22 protein-coding genes are annotated in these 18,263 nt (G+C 66.8%); 11 read left to right on the plus strand and 11 right to left on the minus strand.

The window, feature by feature from the left end:
- The first annotated feature begins 134 nt into the window (after positions 1-134).
- Positions 135-1,106, plus strand: a complete 972-nt coding sequence (locus tag P3W85_RS08045) for a M14 family metallopeptidase (protein WP_276264385.1) — start codon at positions 135-137, stop codon at positions 1,104-1,106.
- A gap of 54 nt (positions 1,107-1,160) precedes the next feature.
- Here P3W85_RS08045 and P3W85_RS08050 read toward each other — a convergent pair whose 3' ends face one another.
- From P3W85_RS08050 to P3W85_RS08070, 5 genes are all read right to left on the minus strand, one after another.
- The gene (locus P3W85_RS08050) at positions 1,161-1,679 is read right to left on the minus strand and encodes an Sbal_3080 family lipoprotein (protein WP_276264386.1); all 519 of its coding nucleotides are present in this window, start codon (positions 1,677-1,679) and stop codon (positions 1,161-1,163) included.
- A 312-nt stretch (positions 1,680-1,991) separates the two neighbouring features.
- Complete coding sequence (locus tag P3W85_RS08055) at positions 1,992-2,255, minus strand: hypothetical protein (protein WP_276264387.1); 264 nt, start codon at positions 2,253-2,255, stop codon at positions 1,992-1,994.
- A 321-nt stretch (positions 2,256-2,576) separates the two neighbouring features.
- A complete protein-coding gene (locus P3W85_RS08060; RefSeq protein WP_276264388.1) occupies positions 2,577-2,780 on the minus strand; it encodes a hypothetical protein in 204 nt (67 codons plus the stop codon).
- Between the two features lie 139 nt (positions 2,781-2,919).
- Positions 2,920-3,480 carry an OB-fold putative lipoprotein gene (locus P3W85_RS08065; RefSeq protein WP_035813058.1) on the minus strand — a complete coding sequence of 187 codons (561 nt, stop codon included), beginning with the start codon at positions 3,478-3,480 and terminating at the stop codon, positions 2,920-2,922.
- A 322-nt stretch (positions 3,481-3,802) separates the two neighbouring features.
- Complete coding sequence (locus tag P3W85_RS08070) at positions 3,803-4,213, minus strand: hypothetical protein (RefSeq protein WP_035813055.1); 411 nt, start codon at positions 4,211-4,213, stop codon at positions 3,803-3,805.
- A gap of 96 nt (positions 4,214-4,309) precedes the next feature.
- Here P3W85_RS08070 and P3W85_RS08075 point away from each other — a divergent pair, with 96 nt between their 5' ends.
- Positions 4,310-4,987, plus strand: a complete 678-nt coding sequence (locus P3W85_RS08075; protein ID WP_017227904.1) for a methyltransferase family protein — start codon at positions 4,310-4,312, stop codon at positions 4,985-4,987.
- 115 nt (positions 4,988-5,102) lie between these two features.
- Here the strand turns inward: P3W85_RS08075 and P3W85_RS08080 are convergent, their stop codons facing one another.
- Complete coding sequence (locus P3W85_RS08080) at positions 5,103-5,555, minus strand: PA2169 family four-helix-bundle protein (protein WP_035813052.1); 453 nt, start codon at positions 5,553-5,555, stop codon at positions 5,103-5,105.
- Positions 5,556-5,949: 394 nt separating this feature from the next.
- Between P3W85_RS08080 and P3W85_RS08085 the strand changes: the two genes are divergently transcribed.
- The 6 genes from P3W85_RS08085 to P3W85_RS08110 all read left to right on the plus strand — a co-directional run bounded on the left by P3W85_RS08085 (position 5,950) and on the right by P3W85_RS08110 (position 9,478).
- A complete protein-coding gene (locus P3W85_RS08085; protein ID WP_276264389.1) occupies positions 5,950-6,546 on the plus strand; it encodes a ParB-like protein in 597 nt (198 codons plus the stop codon).
- A 77-nt stretch (positions 6,547-6,623) separates the two neighbouring features.
- Positions 6,624-7,196 (plus strand): DUF4337 domain-containing protein, encoded by a 573-nt coding sequence (locus P3W85_RS08090; protein ID WP_276264390.1) that lies wholly within the window; start codon positions 6,624-6,626, stop codon positions 7,194-7,196.
- A 145-nt stretch (positions 7,197-7,341) separates the two neighbouring features.
- Positions 7,342-7,680: a hypothetical protein gene (locus P3W85_RS08095; protein ID WP_430869514.1), complete on the plus strand. Its 339-nt coding sequence runs from the start codon at positions 7,342-7,344 to the stop codon at positions 7,678-7,680.
- Positions 7,681-8,198: 518 nt separating this feature from the next.
- Positions 8,199-8,561, plus strand: coding sequence for a hypothetical protein (locus tag P3W85_RS08100; RefSeq protein WP_063637407.1), 363 nt, complete (start codon positions 8,199-8,201; stop codon positions 8,559-8,561).
- Positions 8,562-8,621: 60 nt separating this feature from the next.
- Positions 8,622-8,777 (plus strand): hypothetical protein, encoded by a 156-nt coding sequence (locus tag P3W85_RS08105; protein ID WP_276264391.1) that lies wholly within the window; start codon positions 8,622-8,624, stop codon positions 8,775-8,777.
- A gap of 383 nt (positions 8,778-9,160) precedes the next feature.
- Complete coding sequence (locus P3W85_RS08110) at positions 9,161-9,478, plus strand: hypothetical protein (protein WP_276264392.1); 318 nt, start codon at positions 9,161-9,163, stop codon at positions 9,476-9,478.
- Between the two features lie 256 nt (positions 9,479-9,734).
- Here the strand turns inward: P3W85_RS08110 and mnmE are convergent, their stop codons facing one another.
- Positions 9,735-11,189, minus strand: a complete 1,455-nt coding sequence (gene mnmE / locus P3W85_RS08115) for a tRNA uridine-5-carboxymethylaminomethyl(34) synthesis GTPase MnmE (RefSeq protein WP_276264393.1) — start codon at positions 11,187-11,189, stop codon at positions 9,735-9,737.
- On the minus strand, positions 11,186-11,971 hold the full coding sequence (locus tag P3W85_RS08120; RefSeq protein ID WP_276264394.1) for a CHAD domain-containing protein: 786 nt from the start codon (positions 11,969-11,971) through the stop codon (positions 11,186-11,188). The genes mnmE and P3W85_RS08120 overlap by 4 nt, the downstream gene beginning before the upstream one ends.
- Before the next feature lie 256 nt (positions 11,972-12,227).
- On the opposite strand from P3W85_RS08120, the gene P3W85_RS08125 reads away from it, so the two are divergent.
- Positions 12,228-12,665 (plus strand): PaaI family thioesterase, encoded by a 438-nt coding sequence (locus P3W85_RS08125; RefSeq protein ID WP_017225462.1) that lies wholly within the window; start codon positions 12,228-12,230, stop codon positions 12,663-12,665.
- Between the two features lie 33 nt (positions 12,666-12,698).
- On the opposite strand, the gene argC is transcribed toward P3W85_RS08125, so the two are convergent.
- On the minus strand, positions 12,699-13,628 hold the full coding sequence (argC, locus tag P3W85_RS08130) for an N-acetyl-gamma-glutamyl-phosphate reductase (protein ID WP_276264395.1): 930 nt from the start codon (positions 13,626-13,628) through the stop codon (positions 12,699-12,701).
- A gap of 129 nt (positions 13,629-13,757) precedes the next feature.
- Here argC and P3W85_RS08135 point away from each other — a divergent pair, with 129 nt between their 5' ends.
- On the plus strand, positions 13,758-14,642 hold the full coding sequence (locus P3W85_RS08135) for a LysR family transcriptional regulator (protein WP_017225460.1): 885 nt from the start codon (positions 13,758-13,760) through the stop codon (positions 14,640-14,642).
- Positions 14,643-14,706: 64 nt separating this feature from the next.
- Here P3W85_RS08135 and P3W85_RS08140 read toward each other — a convergent pair whose 3' ends face one another.
- Positions 14,707-15,603, minus strand: coding sequence for a LysR family transcriptional regulator ArgP (locus P3W85_RS08140; RefSeq protein WP_276264396.1), 897 nt, complete (start codon positions 15,601-15,603; stop codon positions 14,707-14,709).
- A 73-nt stretch (positions 15,604-15,676) separates the two neighbouring features.
- On the opposite strand from P3W85_RS08140, the gene P3W85_RS08145 reads away from it, so the two are divergent.
- Positions 15,677-16,327, plus strand: coding sequence for a LysE/ArgO family amino acid transporter (locus P3W85_RS08145; protein WP_276264397.1), 651 nt, complete (start codon positions 15,677-15,679; stop codon positions 16,325-16,327).
- A gap of 227 nt (positions 16,328-16,554) precedes the next feature.
- Here P3W85_RS08145 and yidC read toward each other — a convergent pair whose 3' ends face one another.
- A complete protein-coding gene (gene yidC, locus P3W85_RS08150; RefSeq protein ID WP_276264399.1) occupies positions 16,555-18,225 on the minus strand; it encodes a membrane protein insertase YidC in 1,671 nt (556 codons plus the stop codon).
- Positions 18,226-18,263: the final 38 nt, after the last annotated feature.

An 18,263-nucleotide genomic window follows, 5' to 3' on the forward strand; every position in this document is an offset into this window, starting at 1 on the left:
CAGGCGTACCATTTGCTTGTCGCAAGCGGCGGCGCCCGCATGCACGATCGTCGCCACGGCCGCGGCCGCCGCCTGGCACCATCCCCGATACCCGATATACCTGACACCAGCGGCAACCTTGCCGACCCACAGCCATGATCCCCACTGTCCCCAGCTTCGACGCCTACCCGGTTGAAGTCGCGTTCCCCGATATCCGCCCCTACGCCGCCGGCACCGGCGGCGTGCCCTACGTCCACACCTTCGACAGCGGCGTGCCGGGCCCCCACGTGATGGTCAATGCGCTCACCCACGGCAATGAGGTGTGCGGCGCCATCACCGTCAAGGCGCTGCTGGACCTCGGCCTGCGCCCGCGCCGCGGCAGCCTGACGCTGGCCTTTGCCAACGTCGACGCGTATCACGCCTTCGACCCCACCCGCCCGGATGCCTCGCGCTACGTGGACCAGGATTTCAACCGCGTGTGGACCGCGGCCGTGCTCGACGACGGCAGCCGCGATTCGTCCGAGCTGCGCCGCGCCCGCGCCATGCGCCCGCTCATCGACACCGTGGACCTGTTGCTCGACCTGCACTCCATGCATGAGAAGAGCCTGCCGCTGATCGTGTCCGGCCCGCTCGACAAGGGTATCGCGCTGGCACGCGCCGTGGGCGCGCCGGCCAATGTGATCGTCGATGAAGGCCATCCCGAAGGCCGCCGCATGCGCGACTACGAAGGCTTCGGCGATCCCGCCAGCCCGAAGAACGCCTTGCTGATCGAGTGCGGCCAGCACTGGGAGGCCGCTGCCGTGGGCGTGGCGAAGGACAGCACCGCGCGTTTCCTGCTCAACGCCGGCGTGATCGACGAGGCCGACGTGCCCGCCGGCTGGCTGCGGCCCCTGCACCCGCAGCGGGTGGTACGCGTGACCGAGCCGGTGGTCGCCAGCAGCATGGATTTCCGCTTTGCCGGTCCGTACACCGGGCTGGAGACCTTTGCCGAGGCTGGCACCGTGATCGGCTGGCGCGACGGCGAGCCGGTGGTGACGCCGTATCCGGACTGCGTGCTGGTGATGCCGTCGCTGCGGCAACTGCGCCCGGGCGTGACCGTGGTGCGGCTGGGTCAGCTGGTGGGCTGACCGTCCGGTCGGCGGCAGTCCCTAGCGTCCTGCCTTTGCGGGAGCGTGCGGCGCCTAGACGGGCGCGGCGGGAGTGGCTCCCGCGCCGCCGGCACCGGCAGTGGCGGACTTCGGCCGCATGCCGGGCAGCAGTTGCTCGACCAGTTCCTCGATCTTCATCTCCGGCGGCACCAGGTTGCTCAGGTTGAGGCCGCCGGCACTGCGCAGCGCATCGTAGTACGCCTTGCCCGCGCGCTCGCCGTTGACATAAACGATGATCTCCGCCGAGCCCAGGAAATCGCGCCAGTATGACAGCCGCTGCGTGAAAAAAGTGGCGGTATAGGGGCATGAAGCGACCGAGGAACCGGGCGGCAGCGCCTTGAACTCAAAGCCGCGCTGCTGTACCGAATCGCGCAAGGCTTCCACGTAGGCGTTGCCGACCGGGTTGCTGATCACGCAGAACAGCGTGCCGTCGGCCGGCTGCATGGAGGCGATGCGGTCGCCGCGGTCGACCGGAACGACGGACTGGTAAGTGGCGCAGCCGGTGGCCAGCAAGCCTAGGCTGGCGGCTGCGGCTAGCAATGCTTTTTTCATGATGCTCCTGGATCGCTGCTGCAAGGGTGCCGAACGCACCCCGGCGCTGGCGGACCTGCCCGGCGTGTGCCGTGGCGGCGCGCCTGGCGGGTCGAACCCTGTCGCCGGCAGGCGTGCCCGCCAACTTTAGGGCCATCGCGGCGCCGGCAATCGGTGGAACAGAGCGGGGAAACGGGTCCGGCGGCGCGCTCGGCCCACGGCGGCGCCGCGCCAGGAAAAAAAGAAGCCAGCCGGGAGGCTGGCCAGAGGGGGAATTTCCCTTGGACACCACGTTTGCGACCCAGGCCGCAGTTGCGCGGCGCGGCGCCCGGCTCAGGCAACGAATGCCTGACGGCAGCGCAGCGCCATGATCTGGGCTTCGAAGGCGCGCGCGGCGCGCTGCGCAAGCTGGTCGCGGCGGCGCTGCCGCGGTCGGGAGCCGGGGGCGCCGGCTTTCCGGCCGTCGTGGTGGACTGTATTGCTGCCAATCCGCCCGGCGCCAGCCAACTGCCACTCGCGGCGGGTGACGGCGAGGATGCTGGCCAGTGCCAGGGCTTGGGGCGCGGCCATACTGCCCGGAATGCTGTATTCCTTCATGATTCGATGTTCGGCGCGGACTGCGTCCGGCGGGACGCCCGGCCCGATGTCGCTCGTTGACGTTTGTTCGTATCGTGATGGAAGAATACGCAGCGCCGGGGCCGCGCAATGTCGACGGGGCGCCGATCTTGCTGTGGGACGTGTCCTACAAGAGGTTTGGGAGGCGCTTTGCGGTGCGGTGGCGCAGGATAAAGCCGTTGGCTTTGCTTCTTGTGGCGGCTGGCTGGCGCATCGCCAACAAAGTAGGCCCGGTACGGGCCACGTGGCATCGTTTTGCGTTGGTCTTGGCGCATCCTGCCGGCTTGGTCCGGCTGCTTTCCCTCAGCGGGCCGCCGGCCCCCCGCTCGCCATCGTGCCCACCGCCACCAGGCAGATGGCGGCAAGGAACACGCCCACCAGCAGGATCTGCAGGCGTCCCACCGGGCGGCCTTTCAGGAAGGCGTTGCTGATAAAGGGCGGCGTCACCAGTCCCACCACGGTGACGATCAGGATGGTCAGGGCCAGCACGGAAAGCAGGGTCTGCATGCGAAATATCGGTGTGGAGTCAGGGTTTTCGGGGCTCGGAGTCTCGCCGGAAGCCGCCGCCGGTAGCGCGCCTGGCCCGCTTCCGGCTATATACGGCCATACACAACAAGCAGGAGGGCAAGCCAGCGCGCTCGGTTGCTCAGTTGGCGCCGCCGCGCACCAGGCAGTCTTCCAGCAGGGGCGAGCCATCCACCTGGCCGGCGCCGGTGCATTCGACCGCGACTTTCTGCCCGCGCCGGACCATGGTGGCGCGCGCTTCCACTTCGCAGGTGCGCCCGGCCGGCCCGCAGATCTGCTGCGGCAGCAGCCTGGCGCGCACCGCCAGTTTCGGGCTGTTGGTGCGGATATCGAGGAAGACCTTGTCGCTGTCCTCGCGCCGCACGCCGCTGGCTACCCCTTCCACGATGAAATAGCGGCCCCGGTAACGGTCGTCGGCCTCGCCCGGATTGGCCTGGTAGTCGTCGACGAGGGCGTCGGCCTGGTATTGCGGCAGCTCGTCCATGGAGCGCGCCGGATCGATGCTGATCGGGTCCAGCGTACCGTTGCGGGGCACGCCGCGCACGATGCTGGCCGGCTGGGCCGCCGCGTCGGCGGGAGCCGGGTCGTCCAGCTGCGCTTCATGGTTGCCGGTGAACCAGAGCATGCCGAGGACGGCCACGGCGACGCCGGCGATCAGGATCTGTTGGGTACGGTTCAGCATTGGGGGGTTCCTGCGATAAAAATAGGCCGCCGCCCGTGGGCGATCCGCGTTGCCGGTGCCGTGGGCCGGGCTGGCCCGCCCGGCCGCCAGCCCGCCTGTGGCCAAGGCCAGCGCCGCTTTCCGGGGCCCGGCGGCGGCGCCGGAAAAGTTGCCCACAGCTTTGCCCACAGAGTTGTTCGGTCTTCTCCACAGACTTGTCCACAGCCCGGGATGCGTGCCGCACGGTATTCCGCGTGGGCAGTTTCGAGCACTTTCAGGGCGATCGGGCGGACTTCAGGCACGCCGCGGCGAAGCGGCGGGACCGGGGCTTGCGGTGCCGGTCTCAGTGGAGGTGCCGCAGGCCGGCATCGCCCTCGTCCTCTTCCTCTTCCCAGTCCTCGTGTTCGACCGGGGTATCGGGCGCCATGTCGAACACCATCGAGTGGTGCTGCACGGTGAACCAGTCGCGGAATTGCTGCAGCGTCAGTTTTTCGGGCCACAAGCTTTCGTCGAACCACTCGCCGAGCATGAATTCGAAGAACGCGCGCCAGCGCTGTTCCACCCACAACACCGCTTCCGGCGAGGTGGAGACTTCGTCCGGCACCAGGAACACGCTCTGGTCCTCGCGTACATGCTCGAGGGTGAGCGTGGGCACCGGGTCGGTATCCACCGCCATGATCCATTCGAAGAAGGGCTGCTGCGGCACCAGCACGACGAGCGAGCGATTGAGGGTAAAGCGCGGATAATCGGTCATGGCAGGGGCTCGTTCGCTGAAACGGCCCATTGTAGCGGTTGGCATGCCGCAGCATGCGATTCATCGTTGCGGCAGGACGGCCAGGAGGCAGGTCCCATGGGCATCAAGGTGTGGTTCGCGCTGGGGGTGGAGGCGCTGGTTTTCGCGGGGCTGCTGTTCGGCGGTGCGGGCACGCTGCGCTGGCCTGCCGGCTGGGCCTACCTCATCCTGTTTTTCGGCTGCGGGATATGGGCGACCCTGCGCCTCGCGCGGCATGATCCCGCGCTGCTTGCCGAGCGCATGAAAATGCCGCTCCAGGCCGGCCAGCCGCTCTGGGACAAGATCTTCATGCTGGCCCTGAGCGTGGCGTGGTGCGCCTGGCTGGTACTGATGGGCGTGGATGCCGTGCGGCTGCGCTGGTCGGCGATGCCGCTGTGGCTGCAAGGCGCGGGCGCCGTGCTGCTGCTGCTGTCGTATCGCATGATCGACCGCGTGCTGCATGAAAACACCTTCCTGGCGCCCGTTGTCAGGATCCAGGCCGAGCGCGGGCATCGCGTGATTTCAAGCGGCCCCTACGCCGTGATCCGTCATCCGCTGTACGCCGCCGCGCTGGTATTCCTGCCGGCCAACGCACTGGTGCTCGGCTCGTGGTACGGCCTTGCCGCATCGCTGGCGCTCGACGGCGCCATCGTCTTGCGCACGGCGATGGAAGACCGCGAACTGCTGCGTGGCCTCGATGGCTACGCCGCGTACGCCGCGCGGGTGCGCTACCGGCTGATACCGTTCGTCTGGTAAAGGCAAAGGCAAAGGCAAAGGTATAGGAAAAGGAAAAGCAAAGGGAAACGGCCCGGCCGTTCCCCGGCGCCGCCCTCGGGCGGCGCCTGTGCCAGCGTATCGAAGCGGGCTTGCCTTAGTGGATCTGCATGCCGCGCATCGCGTGGATGCGGTCGTGATGCCACTGGATGCCTTCATACTGGCGCTGCACCACGGCGCGCACATCGGCGGGCATCTCCTTCGTCAGCGCGGACTGGTACTCCCGCCTGGCGGTTTCCTCGTCGCGTTCGCAGAGTTGCAGCACGGCATCGTCGTTATGCGGCGCGATCATATGCAGCACCTCCATCCAGCCGCGATGCAGCGAGCCGCCCATGCTGCCGCGGTCGCGCGGCTCCGCCCCCAGCGCGCTCACCAGCGCCTTGAGCTCCAGCACCGAGGCGCGGCAGGTTTCCGCCGTGCCCGTGAGGATGGCGCGTATCTCGGGGTTATGCACCTCGCGAGCGCCGGTCATGCAACTGAGTTCGCCGTCCTTGCCCACCTCGATCAGGTGGTTCAAGGTGGAGACGAGTTGTCCTTGAGCGTTGGCCATGACATTCTCCTTGCCGGAATCCGGGCCGATCATGGCGCCACGCGCACATTCGCCCTGGCGCCGGATACGGTATCCGGCGCCCCGATTCCTGTCTTGCCGCACGGCATGCTTATCATGGCTTGCGGGCAGGCTGCCGTGCGGGCCTGCCCGTAGCAGTGGAGAGTGCGGATTTCGCGCGCTACCGACACGACCAGTATAGGAGCCTGGCAGATCAGGACAACGCCGCCCGGCGGGCGGAAGCCGCAAGCCAAAGCGTAGCCCGGAATGTGTACTAATCTTGGTACGAAGATCGGGAAAGCGGGCTGGCCGGTATCAGCGGCAGCACCGCAGTACGCAAGCACCAGCCCGAAAGCCGCCCGGGGCGCGCCGGGGCAAGAAAGCATGGAGAAGCAAAATGCCGAAGATCCAAGAAGCCTTGATTCATGACCTCCACCCGACCCAGCTCACGGTGGGCATGATCGAAGTCCAGGACAAGAAAAAGCACCTCGCCTCGCTGAGCGCCAAGGAACAGCAGGCGTTCATGCAGGCCCATCCGATACCGGCGGTGACGGGGCCGGGGGGAAAGCTCTTCATCACCGACCACCATCATCTCGGGCGCGCCGCATTGGAGGCGGGCGTCACCAGCGGCTATTTCACGGTGGAGGCAGACCTGTCGGCCAGCGATATGGCGGCCTTCTGGAAGGAGATGGACCAGCACCTGTGGGTCCACCCGCTCGATCAGCAAGGCGTGCGGCACGTCTACTCGCTTATCCCCGGCCATCTCGAGAAACTGCTCGACGATCCCTATCGATCCCTGGCCGGCTACGTGCGCGACGCGGGCGGCTACGACAAGACGCCGACGGCGTTTGCCGAGTTTGTCTGGGCGGACTTTTTCCGCCGCGGCATCGCCATCGAGGATCTGCAGGCCAACTTCCAGGCGGCCGTGAAGGCCGGCCTGTTGCTGGCAAAGAGCAGCCTGGCCAGCGGCCTGCCGGGATACAAGGCGGGCTGAACGAAAGCCCGGCGAGACTGCCGCCGTGGAACGCAGGCAGGAACACAAGACACTTTTTCCGAGGGGGAGACGCGGCGATGTCCGAAGAGTTCGAGGTGCGCGGCGTGCACGACGACGTACTTGACCATGCCGCGGAGTCGGCGCAATCCGATCGCCTGGCCGGCAGGATCGCCGTCATGACAGCCATCCTGTCGACCGCCGGCGCGGTGTTCGGCTACCAGGGCGGCGCTACGCAGAACGAAGCGCTGCTGCTGAAGAACGAAGCCGCCATCCACAAGACCGAAGCCGCCAATCAATGGGCTTACTACCAGGCCAAGGGACAGAAGGAAGCGATCGCCGAACTGACGGCGCAACTGCCCGGGGTCGATCACGAGGCGGCCAGGCGGGAAGCCCGGCGCTATGCCGCCGAGAAGGAGCAGGTCCGCCAGAAGGCGGAGGCGCAGGAACAGGCGGCACGGGATGCGGACCAGGCCAGCGAGCAAGCCGTGCACCATCACCACCGCTGGGCGCAGTCGGTGGTGGCGCTGCAGGTCGCCATCGCCATGGCGGCAATCACGCTGCTGACGCGGCGCAGGTGGCTGCAGTTCGCATCGTATGGCATCGGCGCGCTCGGTGGCGTGCTCGCTGTGCTTGCGGCACTACATGTGTGAATCCGGGCGCGCCAAAGTGCCCGGCGCGGCCGAACATATCGTTACAAAGCGCTCCCCGCTCGTCGTCATCGCCGCCCGAACCGGTGGCGTTACTGGCTCATGCGCGGCCAATCCTGCCGGGCACTAACAGACACGGGAGCTCACTATGTTCACTTCGCGCAAACTGATCGGAAGCCTGGCCGTCGCCATTCTGGCCGCAGGCATGGCTGGCGGTGCAATGGCCGCAGAGACGCACTGGGACAAGACCCATCCGCGCCGCGAGCAGGTCAACGCTCGCCTGGCCAATCAGGACAAGCGCATCCACAACGAGGTCAAGGAAGGTGAAGTCTCCCGCGGCCAGGCCGCCAGGCTGCATCGCGAAGACCGCCAGATCCGCAAGGAAGAACGCACGATGGCAAGCCACGATGGCGGCCACATCACCCGTGCCGATCAGCGTGCCATCAACCAGCAGGAAAACGCGGTGAGCAAGCAGATCGGCCAATGAGCCCTGTCCCGACGCACGATGCCTGAGGCCCGATACCCCTGGCGACCGGATCGCCGGCCGATCGGATGACCAGGCAACCGGCCAGGGACGAGATGCAAGAAACACGAGGGGCCGCGAGCCCCTCTGTTCCGTATCGGGGGCTTCTTTTCATCGCCTGTCTCGCGACCGGCAGCAGCGCGGCCTACACTGCTTATATGGCCACTCTGTCAGGAGGCTGCCATGGTTGCCTCACTAGTCGTCCTGCTCATCGGACTGGCGTTATGCGCGCTCGTTGTCTGGGTGCTCCGCGAAAGGGATCCGACGCTACTGTCGGCGCAGGAACACTCGGTACGCGCCTGGTTCGACCATCTGATCCATCGGCACTGAGCGCGGTAACGCGCATCGCATCGGCCCGCCCATCCGGCGGGCTTCTTTTTGTCCCCTGCCCTCCCTGCCCGTTGGCGCGATGAGCGGATCGGCCCGGCGGGAATGCTGCACAGGCATTGCTGTCTAATAGTCTGGACGGACGGGGTACATCGATGAACACACGTATCCGAACCCTCACTATCTGCGCGGCAGTGTGCGTGCCACTGGCTGGCTGCGTGACCGAGCCCGCCTACGACGCCTATTCCCCCTATTACCCTTACCAGCCTTCGGCCGGTGACCTGGGCTACTACCCCTACGAGCCCTACTACGCCGGCGATCCCTACTACTACGACTATGGCTGGTGGCCCGGCTTCTATGGCGGTGGCTTCTTCTTCGGTGGTGACGGTCATCGCGGCGGACACCATGGCGGCCACGGCGAGGGCCGCGGCGAAGGCCACGGTCACGGCGGGGGCCACGGAGAAGGCCGCGGCGGCGAGGGCCATGGCGGCGGCCACGGCGGCGGTCACGGCCGGTAGGCAGCAGACGCCAGCCGGCATCGCATATCCCGCTATCCGTCTCAATAGGGAGGCGCTTCCATGACAACCCTCACGCTGATCGTTGCCGCGCTGATGGTGCTGATGGTGCTGATGGTGTATGTATTCGCGATCCGCGCGATCTTTCACCATGCCCGCCGCCCGCCGCATGGTGCGGTACAGCATCGCCGCCCGCGTCATTACCATTGGCGCACCTGATGCCAATGCGTCTCCCCACCGTTCTTCCTGCCGTACCGGAGCGTCCTTCGCGCGGGTGCTGATCGGCGGCGTCCCAGGCGTGGAGTGCATCCGAAGGGCTGTGCCCTTGATTCGGAAGTGCGCGCCACGCCATGCCAGATAGTGTCGGCCCGGCCGTGCTTTCGCGCGGCGGAACAGACACATCCAGCAGCAGGCTATCCGCGCATCCAAAAAACAATGGTCAATTTCCACGTTGCAGCGGCCGGCATGTCAACGGCAAGGCGGGGCTTCGCACTAATGGAGAGGATGGCGCTTGCGCTTGCGCGGCCAAACCGGCGGCCATGACCGCAAGCCAACTGTTACCTGTACTTGCGGCTTGTCGCATCCCTCTTTTGGAGCAACCCATGAAGTATCCCGTCCTGGCATCCATGCTTGCCGCCCTTGGCATCGGGCTTTCGAGCGCCGCGCACGCTGTCGACGTCGGCATCAGCATTGGCATCCCGGCCCCTGTCGTGGTGGCCCCGGCCCCGGTGGTTATCGCGCCCGGCTGGTACGGGGAAAGGTATTACGACGGTCGCCGGTATTGGGAGCGCCGGGAATGGGAAGATCACCACCGTGGCCGCGACCGCGATGACTGGCATGACCATGAAGGCGATCATGACCATGGCCGAGGCCACGATCATGACCGTGGCCACGGTCACGGCCACGGCCACGATGACTAGGAACGGGAAAGCCGGACATTCACGGCAGCATGCCCGCGAGAAAGCGATTCACCTGGCGTGAAGCGCGCCGCGCCGTTGCTCCAGATGCATCGGGCGGGTACCCCGCGGGATTTTCACATGCTCCTTGACCGTCGCGCCTGACTCGGACGTCAGGCCTTCGGCTGCCGCTGCATGCCGAATCCCGTTTACCGCGTACGGGCAGCGTTGGTGCGGCGGCTGTGCAGGCGTAGCGAACGCCGGGTGCATGGGCCGGCCGTTACTTTCCGATGCAGAACCGCGTAAAGATCGTCCCCAGCAAATCGTCGCTGGTGAACTCGCCGGTGATGCTGTTCAGGTGATCCTGCGCCAGCCGCAGCTCTTCGGCGAACAGGTCCAGCGCTTGCGCCTGCTGTTCCGCGCGTTCGTTGGCCAGGTCCAGGTGGGATTGCGCGTTGCGCAGCGCGGTCAGGTGCCGTTCGCGCGCGAGGAAGGCGCCTTCGTTGCCGGATTGCCAGCCCACCAGGCGCAGCAGCTGCCCGCGCAGCAGGTCGATGCCGGCGCCGGTGCGCGCCGAGATCCATACCTCGGCCGGGTTGGGGCCGTTGGCCGCCACCACGTGCGGTCGGTTTGCGCCAAAGTGCACCTCGCCCACCTTCGGCGCCAGGTCGATCTTGTTGACCACGCGCAGGATCGGCGAGCCCGGCGGCAGGTGGCCGGAGAGGCGGTCGTCGATGGCGTCGTCGATTTCAGACAGGCCGTGCCGCACGTAGTCCGCGGCGTCCACCAGGTGCAGCACCAGGTCGGCGCGGCGTACTGCGTCCCAGGTGCGCTCGATGCCGATGCGCTCGACTTCGTCGGAGGCGTCCTCGCGCAGGCCGGCGGTGTCGATGATATGCAGCGGGATGCCTTCGATCTGGATGGTCTCGCGCACGCGGTCGCGCGTGGTGCCGGGGATCGGCGTGACGATGGCCAGTTCCGCGCCGGCCAGCGCGTTGAGCAGCGATGACTTGCCCACATTGGGCTGCCCCGCCAGCACCACCGACAAGCCCTCGCGCAGCAGCGAGCCTTGCCTGGCCTGCGCCAGCACGCCGCTAAGCGCATCACGGATCGCCGCGAGCTGGCCGCGCGCGTTGGAGGCTTCGAGGAAGTCGATCTCTTCCTCGGGAAAATCCAGCGTGGCCTCCACCAGCATGCGCAGGTGGATCACCTGCTCCACCAGTGCGCGGATGGCCTGCGAGAACACGCCCTCCATGGAGCGCGCCGCCGAGCGCGCGGCCGCTTCCGTGCTGGCTTCGATCAGGTCGGCCACGGCTTCCGCCTGGGCCAGGTCGAGCTTGTCGTTGAGGAAGGCGCGGCGCGTGAACTCGCCGGGCTCGGCCAGGCGCAGGCCGATGTCGCGGCCCGCTTCCAGGCAGCGCGCCAGCAGCATCTGCATCACCACCGGGCCGCCATGGCCCTGCAGCTCCAGCACCTCCTCGCCGGTGTAGGAGTGCGGCGCCGGGAAGTACAGCGCCAGGCCATGGTCGATGGTCTTGCCGTGGGCGTCGAGGAAGGGCAGGTAGGTGGCATGGCGCGGCTTGAGCGCCTGGCCGCACACGGCATGCGCGATCGCGCTGACATCGGGGCCGGACACCCGCACCACGCCGATGCCGCCGCGTCCGGGCGCGGTAGCGATGGCGGCGATGGGCGTGGCGTGGGCAGCGGAGGCGGAACGAGGCTGGAAAGAAGTCATGGCGATATTGTCGCAGATCGATCCGCCGCGGGCGCATCCGCCGCAGCCATGTCCAGGCATTGCGCCATCAGGCGGCGCGCCACCGCGCCGTCGACCAGGTTCCCCAGCTTGCGCTGGCGCCTGACCAGCTTGCGGTGCAGGCGCTTGCCCTGGCGCTTGGGCAGTACCGGCATCAGGGACTCGATGACATAGCGCAGCCGCTTGCTGCCGATGCGGTAGCGATGCACGCGCTCCAGGTCCCCTGGCTTCGCCGCACGCGCCAGCGCCCTCACCCGCTTGTCTGCGCGGCTTACCCTGCGCGGCGCGAACTCGCCCAGGCGGGCGCGCGCGGCGGCGCGCGCGCTCCGCGGGTTGCCGCCCAGATGCGTGAGGTCGCGGTGCAGCACGGGCAGCGGCCAGCGCTGGTATTCGGCCAGCTGCGCCACCATGGTCTCGCGCACGGCGTGGCGGCGGGTGACCGCGACGTCGCGCACGGCGGCCAGCACAGGATCTTCCGGCTGCAGGTCCAGCGCGGGCTGCAACGTCTCGGCGATAAACACATCCCAGTCGCGCACCTCGCTGGCGGCCCGTGCCAGTTGGCGCAGGCACGCCTGCCAGCGCGCGCGCATGGTCCTGGGCAGGACCGGGCCGAACGCCCAGCAAACGGCGCGCAGATGCCGCACCGCCACCCGCAGCTCGTGCACGTCGTCGGGATGGTCGCGCCGGTGCAGGGCGTCGAGCAGGTCGGCGATGGCGACCAATCCCTCGTCACCGAGCGCGATGAAGGCATCGAGGGCTCGCATGCGAGGGTGCAACCGGATGGAATTGACGGCGCGCATGGCGTGGTTTCAGGGCATGTCTATCCAGTGTAGGCGATTGTGCCGGTTGCGCCGCACCCCCTTGACGCGATTGCGCGTGATCGCCGCGGCACTCGTTGACATCGCGCCCGCTTCGCGCTGCAATGCGCATGGGGCATTGCGCGGGCCGTTCGTTGGTGGCCCGGCCGCCATGGCCACCCCAACCAGTACCCGACCACCCATGCAGTGCGAGGAGAAGCCCATGTCCACCGAACAAGAGCGGCGTTTGCTGCGGGACACCATCGAAGCCGGTTTTCGCGAGGCCGCCTTTGTCACGGACATCGGCATCCGTCTCGTGGATTGCGGACCTGGCTGGTGCGAGAGCGAGCTGCTGGTCACCCCGCGCCACCTGCAGCACGGCGGCATCGTGCATGCCGGGGTGCAGGCCACCATGGCGGATCACACCGCCGGCGCCGCGGCCACCACCATGCTCGACACCGGGCGCCACGTGGTCACCGCCGAGTTCAAGATCAACCTGCTCCGCGCCGCCCGCACCGAGCGCCTGACCTGCCGCGCGGATGTGCTCAAGTCCGGCCGCAGCATCATCGTGGTGGAGGCCGATGTGTTTGCCAGCGTGCATGGCGAGGCGGTGCTGGTCAGCCGCTTCAACGCCACCATGAGCGTGCTGGACCTCGCCTGAAGCGATGCCCGCAGCAAGCGCGGGCATCGGCCACTATTGCTGCGTGAGCATCAGGTTCAGGTTCTGAACCGCAGCGCCGGATGCGCCTTTGCCGAGATTATCGAACACCGCGGACAGCAGGACGTGTCCGTGTTCCACGTTGGGAAATACGCTCAGGCGCATGTCGTTCGTACCGTTCAGCGCTTGCGGGTCCAGGTGCTTCAAGGCGCAGGATTCGTGCAGCGGCAAGACGCGTACGTGGGCCGCCTCGGCATAGTGGCGCGCGAGGCATGCGTGTAACGTGGCGCCATCCACGTCGGGTGCCAGCAGCCGCAACGCCAAGGGCACCGTCAGCACGATGCCCTGGCGGAACGCACCATACGCAGGGACGAAGATGGGACGCTGCGCGAGCCCGGCGTGCTGCTGGATCTCCGGGGTGTGCTTGTGCGCGAGTTCCAGGCCATATACCTGGTATGAAGGCGCGTTGACGGCACCCTGCCCCTCATGTTCCTCCACGCCGGCCCGCCCGCGTCCGGAGTAGCCGGACACCGCATGAATGCTGATCGGGTAGTTGCCTGGTATGAGCCCAGCCTGCATCAGGGGACGCAGCAAGCCAATGGCACCGGTCGGATAGCAACCGGGATTGGTGACCCGACGTGCGTTCGCGATGCGCTCGGCCTGTCCCGGCGCCATTTCCGGAAAGCCGTATGTCCAGTCCGGCTGCGTGCGGTGGGCGGAACTTGCGTCGATGACTCTGACGGCAGGATTGACAATGGCGTCCACTGCCTCGCGCGCGGCGGCATCAGGCAAACAGAGGATGGCGATGTCGCAGGCGTTGATGGCTTCTGCGCGACGCCGCGCATCCTTGCGTTCCGCGGCGGCAAGCGTGAACAGTCTAAGGTCGGTCCGGTTGCGCAGCCGTTCGTGGATTTGCAACCCGGTGGTGCCTTGGTCGCCGTCGATGAAAACAAGGGGAGAGCGCATACGTGGAATACTCCGGTGGCTGTGGGTTGTAACAAGTACAACGAGCCCCTATGTTCCATGGACCGCTAGAATAGAGAAAGTTGTATTTCATAACGTGAATATTCAGTTTTTCTGAATCTGGACGCCGACATGCGAGAGATCAGCCTGGACCGTTTGCGCACTCTGGTCGCCATTACCGACCGTGGCTCATTTGCCGATGCGGCGCGTGCATTGCACCTGGCGCCGCCAACGGTCAGCCTCCACATCGCTGAACTCGAAGACCGCATCGGGGCTCCACTGCTGTCACGCAAGCGCGGACATGTCAGGCCGTCGGCGATAGGCGAGGTGCTGGTGGAGCGCGCGCGTCGACTGCTGGCCGATGCGGAGCAGGCGTTGGACGATATTCAACGCCAGGTGCAGGGGCTCGAAGGGCGCGCGCGGGTCGGTGCGTCGACGGGCGTGCTCGCGCACCTGTTGCCGCAAGCGCTTGAGGTGCTGCGCCAGCACCATCCCGCTATCGACATCCAGGTTGCCGTACTCACTTCGCATGAAACGCTGTCCCGGCTGGCGGATGGAACGCTGGATGTCGGGCTGGTCGCACTGCCTCAGCCCCCGGTGGCCGGACTCGTGATAAAGCCCTGGCGCCGCGACCCCGTGATGGCCTTTGTGCCGGCGCATTGGCGGTGTCCGGCCCGCGTCACGCCTGAATGGCTCGCCGCCCAACCTCTCATTCTCAATGACGCGACCACGCGGCTCTCGCGTCTGACTGCGGAGTGGTTCGCGAGCGGGGGGCACCATCCCGCGCCGCGCATCCAGCTCAACTACAACGACGCGATCAAGAGCCTGGTAGCGGCAGGCTACGGCGCAGCGCTGTTGCCCCATGAGGCCACCACGCCATTACCCGATAGTCGCATTGTCATGCGTCCGCTGCGCCCGGCGTTGTGGCGTCGGCTCGGCATTGCACATCGTGCGGGCTACGTCGAGCGTTCCACGCAACACGTACTTGATGTGTTGTGGGATCTGCGATTGGCGTAGGCGTTGCCATTTGCCACTTGCCAGTAGCCTGATTGCACGCCGCCAGCGTCTGGCTTCACGCAAGTCAGGGCGGTAGCAGGGCAGAACGGGCGGCGGCCAGAACCTCGCGGCTCAAACCATCGAGCAGCGCTGACGCCGCCCGTGCGTGTTGCCAGTGAAGCGATACGTCCAGCGGGGTGTTCGGCACCAGCTCGACCAGTGAGCCGTCCTCAAGATGAGGGGCGATCAGCGCCTGTGGATGGAGGCCCCAGCCCATGCCAGCCACAGCCGCCGCCACAAAGGCCTGGGACGAAGGCAGCGTGTGGCGGGGAAGCTCCACATGCCGATGGCACAAGCGCCGTGCCCAGCGCGCCTGCAATTCATCTTTGGCGTTGAACAGCAGGCTGGGCGCCGTCGCCAGACTGCCAGCCCCCACGCCGTCGGCGAAATAGCGTTGCACGAACGCCGGGCTGGCGGCCGCCAGGTAGCGCATCGAACCCAACGGGCGGCTATTGCAGCCAGCGGCAGGACGGGCCGTGGCGGTCACGGCGGCCAGCACCGCGCCGCTGCGCAACCACTCGGTGGTGTGGTCCTGGTCATCCACCGCCACCGCCATCAACACGGGGTTTTCCGCACCGAAAGCAGCGATGGCCGGGGCGAGCCAGGTGGCCAGGCTGTCGGCATTCACCGCAATCGGCAGCGCTACCCGGGCAATCCCCTGCGGCGCAAGCGTCGGTAGCGCGCCTTGCAATTCCTGCTCGAGCAGCCGCACATGGTCAACGTGCTGGCACAGTCGCCGTCCCGTCTCCGTGGCCCGGCAGGGCTGGTCGCGCACGACCAGCGCGCAGCCCACGCGCTCCTCCAGCAGCCGGATACGCTGCGAAATCGCCGATGGCGTGACATGGAGCGCGCGGGCGGCACGCTCGAAGCTGCCCTCTCGAACCACGGCAGCCAATGCAGACAAAGCGGAGTAATCCAGCATCGGATAAGGCCAGCTAAATCAAATGAAGGAGAAGTAGTTTGTCTTCATTCGCGAGTGCGGGCAAGCTCAACCCATGACTACCTCGCTTGCCACCGCTTCGCTCGCTTTATCCGTTTCCCTCCAGGGCCTGGCCCTGAGCCTGGGGCTCATCGTGGCCATCGGCGCGCAGAACGCATTCGTGCTGCGCCAGGGTCTGCGCCGTGAACATGTGGGCAGCATCGTGCTGTTCTGCGCCATGGGGGACGCGCTGCTGATTGCGGCCGGTGTCCTGGGTATGGCCCAGGCCTTGGGGGAGCGCCCGGCCCTTGCGCGTGCACTGGCGCTGGCCGGTGCCCTCTTCCTGGCGGTATATGGATGGCAGGCGCTGCGACGCGCGCGGCATGCCCACCAATTGAAAGCCTCCGTGGGCGGGGACGGTCTCAGCCGGGGCGCCGCCTTGGCTCAGGCGGCTGCCTTCACGCTGCTCAACCCGCATGTCTACCTTGATACGGTGCTGCTGGTGGGGAGCATCGGTGCCCAGCAGCCAGCGGCGCTACGTGGCTGGTTCGTGGCGGGCGCAAGCTCGGGCAGCCTGTTCTGGTTTGTGCTTCTGGGGTTTGGCGCGCGCTGGCTGGCGCCCTGGTTCGCCCGGGCGAGGGCCTGGCAGGTGCTGGATGGCCTGATCGGCATGACCATGCTCGTCCTGTCGGCCCTGCTGGTACGTCACGCCCTCAAAGGATTCTGAGGCTTGCGACACCAGCGCCGTGCGGTAAGGCGACGGCGCTTTGGCTGGCAACACCCGGATGACGCCTGGATGACGCCCGGCAGATGCCCGCCAGGGGCCGACAAGCGACCTTCATTCCCCCCGCATATCGGCGAAGCCAAAAAAAAGCCCGGTGCAATGCACCGGGCTTTTTTCCGCCAGCAGGTTCGCAACCCGCCAGCGCCAACTACATGACTACAGCTTCAACCTCAGCTCTTGGCGATCGCGGCGGTCTTCGCCTTGTTCTTGCCGAGCATGCGGTTGATCTGCCATTGCTGGGCGATCGACAGCACGTTGTTCGTCACCCAGTACATCACCAGGCCGGCCGGGAAGAAGAAGAACATGAACGAGAACACCAGCGGCATGATCATCATGACCTTGGCCTGCACCGGGTCCGGCGGGGTCGGGTTCAGCTTGGTCTGCACGAACATCGACACCGCCATCAGCACCGGCAGGATGTAGAACGGATCCGGCAGCGACAGGTCATGGATCCAGCCCAGCCACGGCGCGCCGCGCATTTCCACGGACGACAGCAGCACCCAGTACAGCGCGATGAACACCGGGATCTGGATCACGATGGGCAGGCAGCCGCCGAGCGGGTTGACCTTCTCGGTGCGGTACAGCGCCATCATCTCCTGGTTCATCTTCTGCGGATCGCCCTTCAGGCGTTCGCGCATCGCGGTCATGCGGGGCTGCAGGTCCTTCATCTTGCCCATGGACTTGTAGCTCGCCGCCGACAGCGGGAAGAACACCAGCTTGATCAGCACCGTCAGCGCGATGATCGCCCAGCCCCAGTTGCCCAGGATGCCGTGGATCTTCTCCAGCAGCCAGAAGATCGGCTTGGCCAGGATGGTCAGCCAGCCATAGTCCTTCACCAGTTCCAGACCCGGGGTGATCTTCTCGAGCATGCGCTCTTCCTGCGGGCCGGCGAACAGGCGCGCATCGGTGGTCACCGTGGCACCCGGGGCAACCTGGCCCAGCGGCTGCTGCACGCCCACGCGGAACAGGTTGTTGTCGATGGCCTCGACGTAGTAGCTGTGGTCCTTGCCGGTCTGCGGGATCCAGGCCGAGGCAAAGTAATGCTGCACCATCGCCACCCAGCCGTTGTTGCTGGCCGCCGGTACCGAAGCCTTGCCCTTGGCGATGTCCTCGAACTTGATCTTGTGGTACTTGTCGGCGTCGGTGTAGATGGCCGGGCCGGTGAAGGTGCTATAGAACTGCGACTGCTCGACCTTGCTGCCGTCGCGCGTCAGTTCCATGTACAGCGTCGGCGAGATCGGCTTGCCGCTGTCGTTGGTGACGGCGAAGCGGGTGTCGATGACGTAGCTGCCCTTGCGGAAGATGTAGGTCTTGGCCAGCTTGACCCCATCCTTCTCGGCCGTCAGCGTCAGCTCCACCTTGTCCGAGCCGTCCAGGCCGCGCGGACCCGGGGTCGCCGTGAACACCGTGGTGTGGTTGGGCAGGTCGCCGCCGATCAGGCCGGAGCGGGCCATATAGGTGCGGGTCTGGTCGCGCTCGAACAGCACCACGGGCTCGCCGTCGTGCTCGTGGTGATCCAGCAGCTCCAGGCGCGAGACGATGCCGCCGGCGGTATCGATCTGGGCACGGATCACATCGGTGCTCACCACGATCTTCTCGCCGCTCGGCTGGGCCGCGGCCGCGGGGGCGGCAGCCGGCGCGCCAGGCGCGGCGGCGCCGTTGCTTGCCTTGGGCACGTCGTTCTGCGCGGCCTGGGCGGCTGCGGCGGAGGCCGGCGCTGCCTGCTGCGTCGCGCTGGGGAAGAACATCGACTGATGACCGTTGGCGCGCTGCCAGTTGTCGTAGAGCAGCACGAGGGACATCGAGAAGATGACCCAGAGTATGGTGCGTTTGATATCCATGTCTCGCTGTGGTCGGGGGAAATCAGGGGCGGGGCAGC

Source organism: Cupriavidus basilensis (genome assembly GCF_029335485.1).
Lineage (GTDB): Bacteria > Pseudomonadota > Gammaproteobacteria > Burkholderiales > Burkholderiaceae > Cupriavidus > Cupriavidus basilensis_E.

Excerpts from the sequence above, each read along its gene's own strand:
- P3W85_RS08045 (WP_276264385.1), top strand. The coding sequence starts at position 135 with ATGATCCCCACTGTCCCCAGCTTCGACGCCTACCCGGTTGAAGTCGCG.
- P3W85_RS08050 (WP_276264386.1), bottom strand. The coding sequence starts at position 1,679 with ATGAAAAAAGCATTGCTAGCCGCAGCCGCCAGCCTAGGCTTGCTGGCC.
- P3W85_RS08055 (WP_276264387.1), bottom strand. The coding sequence starts at position 2,255 with ATGAAGGAATACAGCATTCCGGGCAGTATGGCCGCGCCCCAAGCCCTG.
- P3W85_RS08060 (WP_276264388.1), bottom strand. The coding sequence starts at position 2,780 with ATGCAGACCCTGCTTTCCGTGCTGGCCCTGACCATCCTGATCGTCACC.
- P3W85_RS08065 (WP_035813058.1), bottom strand. The coding sequence starts at position 3,480 with ATGCTGAACCGTACCCAACAGATCCTGATCGCCGGCGTCGCCGTGGCC.
- P3W85_RS08070 (WP_035813055.1), bottom strand. The coding sequence starts at position 4,213 with ATGACCGATTATCCGCGCTTTACCCTCAATCGCTCGCTCGTCGTGCTG.
- P3W85_RS08075 (WP_017227904.1), top strand. The coding sequence starts at position 4,310 with ATGGGCATCAAGGTGTGGTTCGCGCTGGGGGTGGAGGCGCTGGTTTTC.
- P3W85_RS08080 (WP_035813052.1), bottom strand. The coding sequence starts at position 5,555 with ATGGCCAACGCTCAAGGACAACTCGTCTCCACCTTGAACCACCTGATC.
- P3W85_RS08085 (WP_276264389.1), top strand. The coding sequence starts at position 5,950 with ATGCCGAAGATCCAAGAAGCCTTGATTCATGACCTCCACCCGACCCAG.
- P3W85_RS08090 (WP_276264390.1), top strand. The coding sequence starts at position 6,624 with ATGTCCGAAGAGTTCGAGGTGCGCGGCGTGCACGACGACGTACTTGAC.
- P3W85_RS08095 (WP_430869514.1), top strand. The coding sequence starts at position 7,342 with ATGTTCACTTCGCGCAAACTGATCGGAAGCCTGGCCGTCGCCATTCTG.
- P3W85_RS08100 (WP_063637407.1), top strand. The coding sequence starts at position 8,199 with ATGAACACACGTATCCGAACCCTCACTATCTGCGCGGCAGTGTGCGTG.
- P3W85_RS08105 (WP_276264391.1), top strand. The coding sequence starts at position 8,622 with ATGACAACCCTCACGCTGATCGTTGCCGCGCTGATGGTGCTGATGGTG.
- P3W85_RS08110 (WP_276264392.1), top strand. The coding sequence starts at position 9,161 with ATGAAGTATCCCGTCCTGGCATCCATGCTTGCCGCCCTTGGCATCGGG.
- mnmE (WP_276264393.1), bottom strand. The coding sequence starts at position 11,189 with ATGACTTCTTTCCAGCCTCGTTCCGCCTCCGCTGCCCACGCCACGCCC.
- P3W85_RS08120 (WP_276264394.1), bottom strand. The coding sequence starts at position 11,971 with ATGCGAGCCCTCGATGCCTTCATCGCGCTCGGTGACGAGGGATTGGTC.
- P3W85_RS08125 (WP_017225462.1), top strand. The coding sequence starts at position 12,228 with ATGTCCACCGAACAAGAGCGGCGTTTGCTGCGGGACACCATCGAAGCC.
- argC (WP_276264395.1), bottom strand. The coding sequence starts at position 13,628 with ATGCGCTCTCCCCTTGTTTTCATCGACGGCGACCAAGGCACCACCGGG.
- P3W85_RS08135 (WP_017225460.1), top strand. The coding sequence starts at position 13,758 with ATGCGAGAGATCAGCCTGGACCGTTTGCGCACTCTGGTCGCCATTACC.
- P3W85_RS08140 (WP_276264396.1), bottom strand. The coding sequence starts at position 15,603 with ATGCTGGATTACTCCGCTTTGTCTGCATTGGCTGCCGTGGTTCGAGAG.
- P3W85_RS08145 (WP_276264397.1), top strand. The coding sequence starts at position 15,677 with ATGACTACCTCGCTTGCCACCGCTTCGCTCGCTTTATCCGTTTCCCTC.
- yidC (WP_276264399.1), bottom strand. The coding sequence starts at position 18,225 with ATGGATATCAAACGCACCATACTCTGGGTCATCTTCTCGATGTCCCTC.